A 7,399-nucleotide genomic window follows, 5' to 3' on the forward strand; every position below is an offset into this window, starting at 1 on the left:
TCCGTGGTCGAACGACCGAAGCTCACCGCGGTGAACGCCTTACGCTTCGCCGACTCCTCGGTCTGCGGACCACTGCCGTCACCACGAACAATGATCTTCACCGCACCCGAACGGTCCACGATCGCGACACTGACCCGCTGGTTCTCCTTCGCCGCCGCCTTCTGAACGGCATCCGCGACCCGGAGGGCCGAGTCGGTGTTCAGGGTGGTGGCCTGCTGGACTCCCTGGCCGTCACGGGCGGCGACGGCGGAACCGGAGTAGGCCAGGGCGCCGGCGCCCACGGCGAGACCGGCGGCGGTGACGGCGATGATCTTCTTCATGGTGTGCTCCTCCTCGGCTGCTCGGTCCCGGTGACCTCGCACTCTCCACACTGGCCGCCGCGGGGCCGCAAACCATCGCGGAGAAGGTCGATCCCGGAGTCAACCGATCGGTTGATCCGCCGCCGGAACCGGTCCGATAGCGTGATCACAGGGGGTGGCAACGTGAACACGTCGCGGACGGACCGGCTGCTGCTGACGGCGGTGCACCTGGGCTTTCTCGCCCTGGTTCTCTCCTCGTGCGTGCGCCTGTACACGCGGCACGGGCTGGAAGGCCAGCAACTCGAGCTCGTCCTCGCCGGAGCGCTCGTGACCGTCTATTTCCTGGGGGTCGCAGCCTGGGAGCGGCTCGGGGCACGGGGCCGCCGCTGGTGGTTCCTGGCGGTCCTGGCCTGCTGGCTGGTGCTGGTGGAGGCCGCGCCGAGCTTCGCCTGGTGCGGGATTCCGCTGGGGTTCGTGGCCATGCGGGTGCTGTCGCGGCGGGCGACGGTCGTGGCGGTGCTCGTCGTGACGCTCGCCGTGATGCTCACCCGGATCCGGCTGGACGCCCGGGACGGGCTCGATCTCAGCATGGTGCTCGGGCCGCTGGCCGTCGCCGGAATGACCACGGTGATCTTCTTCGCGCTGCAGAGCCTGATCGACGAGCTGACCAGGACCCGCGGCGAGCTCGCCACGGCCCAGCACGCCGCCGGGGTGCTCGCGGAACGCGAACGGCTCGCCCGGGAGATCCACGACACGCTCGCCCAGGGCTACACCAGCATCGGGATGCTGCTCCAGGCCGCGCTGCGCGCCTGGGACACCGACCCCGAGACCGCCAAGGCGCATGTGGCCAGGGCGGAGCTGGTCCGGGAGTTGGGGCTGGAAGAGGCCCGCCGGTTCGTGCGCGGGCTCGGTCCCGCCGATCTGGCGCAGGGCTCGCTGTCGGAAGGGCTGCGGCGGATCGTCGAACGCGACCCCGGCAAGGTCGGGCTGCGGATCGAGGGCGAGGAGTTCCGGCTGCCGCCCGAGGAGCAGGCCGCGCTGCTGCGGGTGGCCCAGGGGGCCCTGTCCAACGCCCGCGAGCACGCGGAGGCGTCCCGGGTGATGGTCACGCTGGCCTTCCTCGACGACGCCGTCACCCTGGACGTCGCGGACGACGGCATCGGATTCGCCGAGCCGACGCCGGGCGAGGGCCGTGGGTACGGGCTACGTTCCATGCGGGACCGTCTCGAAGCGGTCGGTGGCACCCTGGCCGTGGAGAGCGCGCCCGGCGGGGGCACCGTGATCGCGGCGACCATCGGAAGGGAACCATGAAGATCCTGATCGCCGACGACCACATCGTCGTCAGAGCCGGGCTGAGCGCCCTGCTGTCCGGGGAGCCGGATCTGGAGATCGTCGGGGAGGCGGGCACCGGCGAGGAGGCCGTCCGCAAGGCGGGGCTGACCTCGCCCGACGTGGTGCTGATGGATCTCCAGCTCGGGCCCGGCATCGACGGCGTCGAGGCGACCCGGCGGCTGCTGGCCCTCCCGGACCCGCCCCGTGTGCTGGTCCTGACCACCTACGACTCCGACGCCGACATCGCCCGCGCCGTCGAGGCGGGCGCGATCGGCTACCTGCTGAAGGCGGGCCCGCCCGACGAACTGTTCCAGGGCATCAGGGCCGCGGCGCGCGGCGAGACGGCCCTGTCACCGGCCGTCGCCAGCCGGATGATGAAGCGGATGCGCGAACCCCAGCCCACGCTCAGCCCCCGCGAGATCGAGATCCTCGGGCTGCTGGCCCGCGGGCGGTCCAACCGGGAACTGGCCAAGGAGCTGTTCATCAGCGAGGCCACCGTGAAGACCCATCTCGTGCACATCTACGGCAAGCTCGGCGTCGAGACCCGCACCGCCGCCGTGACGGCCGCCGCCGAACGCCGCCTGATCAGGATCGACTGACCATCGACCGACCACGGAGGGCCTCGCCGGAGCGGGGCCCTCCGTCGCCGTCGATCAGACGGTGGTGACGACCTGGTCGTAGTCCAGGCGGGGGCTGCGCGCGAACCACGCCTCCTCGCCCGGCCTGCCGATGTTGATCACGGCGAGGACGTGGTGCTTGCCGTCGGGGAAGAACTCCTTGTTGACGCCCTCGGCGTCGAACCCGGTCATCGGACCGGCGGCCAGGCCCGCCGCGCGGATGCCGACGATGAGGTAGCCGACCTGGAGGGCGGCGTTGAAGCCGCCCGCCGGGATCCGGAAGCCCTCGGGGGCCCACATGTCGCGGGCGCCGGGGAAGTGCGGGAACTGGGTGGGCAGGTGCTCGTGGAACTCGGTGTCCAGCGCGACGATCGCGGTCAGCGGGGCCGCCGCGGTCTTCGCCTTGTTGCCGTCGCCCAGGTGGTCGACCAGACGGCCGCGGGCCTCGGCCGAGCGGACCAGCACGATCCGCAGCGGCTGGGTGTTCATCGAGGTCGGGCCGTACTTGACCAGGTCGTAGATGGCCTGGATCTGTTCGTCGGTGACCGGCTCGTCGGTGAACGTGTTCGCGGTGCGGGCCTCGCGGAAGAGCAGGTCCTGGGCGGCGGTGTCGAGTACGAGGGACATGGGGGTCCTCTACTTTCCTGGTCTGAAATCCTTGCTGTGTGCTTCCATGATGCAGAACTTTCTGATCAGTCAAAGTCTTCCGCGTCAGATAGTGACGTGCATCACAAGCCGGGTACGGGATACTGGTGAGCGAAAGATCAACGCTCTCTGACACCGCATCGAGGGGAATCCGCATGGCCACCACACGCACCGCGCACACGGTTTGGGAAGGCCCGCTGATGGGAGGGGCCGGCGACGTCACGCTCGACTCCTCCGGCGTCGGCCAGTTCCCGGTCTCCTGGCCCTCCCGCGCGGAGAAGGCCGACGGCAAGACCAGCCCCGAGGAGCTCATCGCCGCCGCCCACTCCGCCTGCTACTCGATGGCGCTCTCGCACGGCCTCGCCGGCGCGGGCACCCCGCCGACCCGGCTGGAGACCAAGGCCGAGGTCACCTTCCAGCCGGGCGAGGGCATCACCGGCATCCATCTGACCGTCGTCGGCGAGGTCCCCGGCCTGTCCACCGAGGACTTCCTGACCGCCGCCGAGAACGCCAAGGCCAACTGCCCGGTCAGCAAGGCGCTCACCGGCACCAAGATCACCCTGACGGCCAGCTCCGTCTGATCCCCTGACGGGCCGGGGGCACGCCTCCGGCCCGGCTAGGCCCGTGCGGCCGCGGCGGTGGCGAGGTACTCCTCGACGACGCGGGTGGCCGCGCCCAGCGCGACGGCGTCCGGGCCGAGCGCGCCCAGCTCGATCGTGGCGTCGGCGAAGATCGAGGGCATCGCCCTGCGGCCCGCGGCGGCCCTGATCTCCGGCAGGAACGCCGAGCCGAGCAGCCGCCCCGCCCAGCCGCCGAGCAGCACCCGCTCGGGATTGAGCAGATTGATCAGATTGGCCAGCCCGAGCCCGAGCCAGTCGACGGTCTCCGTCAGCAGCGCCGTCGCCTCCGGCCCCGTGTCGGTGACCAGCGCGGACAGCGCCGACTCCTCGGACGAGCCGAGGCCGCCGGGATGGCGGGCCAGCACGGCCGTCGCCCCGACATAGGCCTCAAGGCAGCCGCGCCTGCCGCAGCGGCAGAGCCGGCCGTCGCGTTCGACGGTCGTGTGCCCCCACTCGCCCGCGCTGTTGGAGACGCCCCGGTAGAGCCGCCCGTCGTTGATGAGCGCCGCGCCCACGCCCGAACCGACCAGCACGACGACCAGATGACGGCTGCCGCGGCCCGCTCCGAACCGTAGCTCGGCCAGGCCGAGGGTCTTGGCGCCGTTGTCCAGGTGCAGCGGCAGCCGGGTGCCCGCGCGGAGCAGCGCGCCCAGCGGGACGCGGCTCCAGCCGAAGGCCGGGGCGTCGACGACCGCGGCCGCCCCCTCCCCCGCCACCACCACTCCGGGCACGCCAAGACCGATCCCCAGGATCCGCGACTCCTCGATCCCCGCCTCGGCGACCAGCGAGCGCATCCCGGCCAGCACCGCCTCGGCGACCGGTTCGGGCCGGTGCTCGCCGGGCGCGAACGCGTGCTCTGCCTTGGCCAGAGCGGTGAGCTGGGAGTCGAACAGCTCCACCCGGACCCTGGTCTCGCCGACGTCGACCCCGATGGAGTGGCCGCGGTCGGGGTTCATCCGGACGATCACGCGCGGCCTGCCGCCGTCGGAGTCGACGAGCCCGGCCTCGGCCAGCACGCCCTCGGCGAGCATCGCGCTGATCAGTGTGGAGACGGTCGCCGTGGACAGCCCGGTGAGCTCGCTGAGCCGCTGCCGGCTGTTCGGGCCGTCGAAGGCCAGCGATCTGAGCAGGATCTCGCGGTTCCCCCGGCGCAGATCCCGGGTAGTGCTGCGAGCCGCCCGGTCCATCGCCCATCCTCGGGAGCAGGTTTTCTTGACTCTCACCAAAAGTACCAGAGAGCTCCCCGACCGGACAGGGGCCGCTTGCCGTACAGGACGTCCGCGACGCCGCCGCCCTCACTGCCGGGCAGCCAGGACGCCACCAGGCGTCTCCTCGGTCCGTGCGGGGCGAGCGAGGAATGGTCTAGACCAAATGCCTATACCAATTTCCGGAAGGGGCAGGGGAATCGCTCGTGGCAGGGATGGGATGGACGACGAGAATGGGTGCGCCGATACTCGCCCACCACCTCGACCCCGCCTTTTTTAGGGAAATTTACATAAAGGCCGGTCCGTGCCGGTGGGATTCCCGGCGGCCCCGATCACGGATCCGCACGACGTTTCCGGCGGACGCCTCCCGGGACGTCCTCGCAGGTGGGAACAGCTGAGGCCGGACGGTGAGATCTGCGCCACATCACGAGAGGAGCGCGGAGAACGGGGAATCTCACTCTCATCCCCCGCCTGACCGCCGGGACCTGCGCTCTTTCAAGGGGGTTGCGGCCTGACAGGGAGAAGACTGAAGATTTTTCTGCGTGAGGTGATGTTTCCAGAAAGTAACGCATTGGTCTGTGCCAATTAGCCAAACCCCGTGGTCGTCGTTCACGATGCGTACAAGCCACGAAGCGCGTGTGAGGAGTAGGGCGTTGTCCGAGCAGGTCCCCGGTCTCAAACCGGCCCCGACCACCCACCAGGAACTCATCGATTGGGTGAGCGAGATCGCTGCGCTCACCAAGCCCGAGAACGTCGTGTGGTGCGACGGCTCGGACGAGGAGTGGACCCGCCTGACCGACCTCCTGGTCGAGCAGGGCACCTTCAAGCGTCTCAACGCCGAGAAGCGCCCGAACAGCTTTTACGCCGCCTCCGACCCGCGCGACGTAGCGCGGGTCGAGTCCCGGACCTTCATCTGCTCCGAGCAGCAGGAGGACGCGGGACCGACCAACAACTGGAAGGCCCCCGCCGAGATGCGGGAGATCTTCGACGGCATCTTCGACGGCGTCATGAAGGGCCGCACCCTGTACGTGGTGCCGTTCTGCATGGGTCCGCTCAACGGCCGGATCTCCCAGGTCGGCGTCGAGCTCACCGACTCGCCGTACGTCGCGGTCTCCATGCGGATCATGACCCGGATGGGCGCTCCCGCCCTCCGCATGATCGAGGAGCGCGGCACGTTCGTGAAGGCCGTCCACACCGTGGGCGCGCCCCTCGAGCCGGGCCAGGCCGACGTCGCGTGGCCGTGCAACGAGGACAAGTACATCAGCCACTTCCCCGAGACCAACGAGATCTGGTCTTACGGCTCGGGCTACGGCGGCAACGCGCTGCTCGGCAAGAAGTGCTTCGCGCTGCGCATCGGCTCGACGATGGCCCGCGACGAGGGCTGGTTCGCCGAGCACATGCTCATCCTCAAGCTCACGCCGCCGTCCGGCGAGACCAAGTACGTCACCGCGGCCTTCCCGTCGGCCTGCGGCAAGACCAACCTGGCGATGCTCCAGCCGACCATTCCCGGCTGGAAGGTCGAGACGATCGGCGACGACATCGCCTGGATGCGGTTCGGCGAGGACGGCCGCCTCTACGCGATCAACCCCGAGGCCGGTTTCTTCGGCGTCGCGCCCGGCACCGGTGAGACCACCAACGCCAACGCGATCAAGACCCTCTGGGGCAACTCGATCTTCACCAACGTCGCGCTGACCGACGACGGCGACGTGTGGTGGGAGGGCCTGACCGACGAGCCGCCCGCGCACCTGACCGACTGGAAGGGCAACGACTGGACCCCCGAGTCCGGCACGCCCGCCGCGCACCCCAACGCCCGGTTCACCACCCCGGCCGGCCAGTGCCCGATCATCGCGCCGGAGTGGGAGGACCCCAACGGCGTCCCGATCTCGGCGATCCTGTTCGGCGGCCGTCGCGCCACCTCGGTGCCGCTGGTCACGGAGTCCTTCGACTGGCAGCACGGTGTCTTCCTGGGCGCCAACATCGCCTCGGAGCAGACCGCCGCCGCTGAGGGCACCGTGGGCTCGCTGCGCTACGACCCGTTCGCCATGCTGCCGTTCTGCGGCTACAACATGGGCGACTACTTCAAGCACTGGCTGACCATGGGCGCGGGCGCCGACCAGGAGAAGCTGCCCCGCATCTACTACGTCAACTGGTTCCGCAAGGACGACTCCGGCAAGTGGCTGTGGCCGGGATACGGCGAGAACAGCCGCGTCCTGAAGTGGATCATCGAGCGGCTCGAGGGCTCGGCCGACGGCAAGAAGACGGCCATCGGCGTCGTCCCGACCGCCGCCGCGCTCGACCTCGAGGGCCTGGAGATCGACGGCCGCGACCTCGACCTGCTGCTGTCGGCCGACAAGGAGACGTGGAAGCGCGAGGCGTCGCTGATGCCCGCCCACCTCGACACCTTCGGCGACCACCTCCCGCAGGAGCTGCGGGACGAGTACAACGCGCTGGTGGCCCGGCTCAACGACGAGTTCTGAGGGCTGACACACGAGAAGGGCTGATCCCGACAAAGGCGTCGGGGTCGGCCCTTCTCGCGTTTCCCTCGAACTTCCGGGGCTTGACGGGCGTCTCATGCTGCACCGACCCCCGCCCGAAGGATCTTGATGCGCCGCTCCGCGCTCGCCACGGCCGCCGTCACCGCGGCCGCCCTGCTCCCCGCGCCCGCCCACGCCGCTCCCACC

At 70.2% G+C, this 7,399-nt stretch carries 7 protein-coding genes; 4 read left to right on the forward strand and 3 right to left on the reverse strand.

Going from position 1 to position 7,399, the window contains the following annotated elements; translation table 11 throughout:
- Nucleotides 1-320, reverse strand: a 320-nt coding sequence (locus ACYVE7_RS25465) for a GlcG/HbpS family heme-binding protein (protein WP_460367916.1), incomplete at its 3' end; no start/stop codon positions are given.
- A 162-nt stretch (nt 321-482) separates the two neighbouring features.
- Here ACYVE7_RS25465 and ACYVE7_RS25470 point away from each other — a divergent pair.
- Together ACYVE7_RS25470 and ACYVE7_RS25475 are read left to right on the forward strand one after the other, a co-directional pair.
- Entirely contained in the window at nt 483-1,610 is a 1,128-nt protein-coding gene (locus tag ACYVE7_RS25470) for a sensor histidine kinase (protein ID WP_460367918.1), read from the forward strand.
- The gene (locus ACYVE7_RS25475) at nt 1,607-2,230 is read left to right on the forward strand and encodes a response regulator (protein WP_460367920.1); all 624 of its coding nucleotides are present in this window, start codon (nt 1,607-1,609) and stop codon (nt 2,228-2,230) included. Before ACYVE7_RS25470 ends, ACYVE7_RS25475 begins: the two co-directional genes overlap by 4 nt.
- 54 nt (nt 2,231-2,284) lie before the next feature.
- On the opposite strand, the gene ACYVE7_RS25480 is transcribed toward ACYVE7_RS25475, so the two are convergent.
- Entirely contained in the window at nt 2,285-2,875 is a 591-nt protein-coding gene (locus tag ACYVE7_RS25480) for a malonic semialdehyde reductase (RefSeq protein ID WP_460367922.1), read from the reverse strand.
- Nucleotides 2,876-3,048: 173 nt separating this feature from the next.
- On the opposite strand from ACYVE7_RS25480, the gene ACYVE7_RS25485 reads away from it, so the two are divergent.
- Nucleotides 3,049-3,474: an OsmC family protein gene (locus ACYVE7_RS25485; protein ID WP_460367924.1), complete on the forward strand. Its 426-nt coding sequence runs from the start codon at nt 3,049-3,051 to the stop codon at nt 3,472-3,474.
- Nucleotides 3,475-3,509: 35 nt separating this feature from the next.
- Here the strand turns inward: ACYVE7_RS25485 and ACYVE7_RS25490 are convergent, their stop codons facing one another.
- Nucleotides 3,510-4,700 carry an ROK family transcriptional regulator gene (locus ACYVE7_RS25490; protein ID WP_460367925.1) on the reverse strand — a complete coding sequence of 397 codons (1,191 nt, stop codon included), beginning with the start codon at nt 4,698-4,700 and terminating at the stop codon, nt 3,510-3,512.
- Nucleotides 4,701-5,371: 671 nt separating this feature from the next.
- Here ACYVE7_RS25490 and ACYVE7_RS25495 point away from each other — a divergent pair.
- The gene (locus ACYVE7_RS25495) at nt 5,372-7,195 is read left to right on the forward strand and encodes a phosphoenolpyruvate carboxykinase (GTP) (RefSeq protein WP_460367927.1); all 1,824 of its coding nucleotides are present in this window, start codon (nt 5,372-5,374) and stop codon (nt 7,193-7,195) included.
- Nucleotides 7,196-7,399: the final 204 nt, after the last annotated feature.

This window comes from Actinocorallia lasiicapitis, from assembly GCF_054778695.1.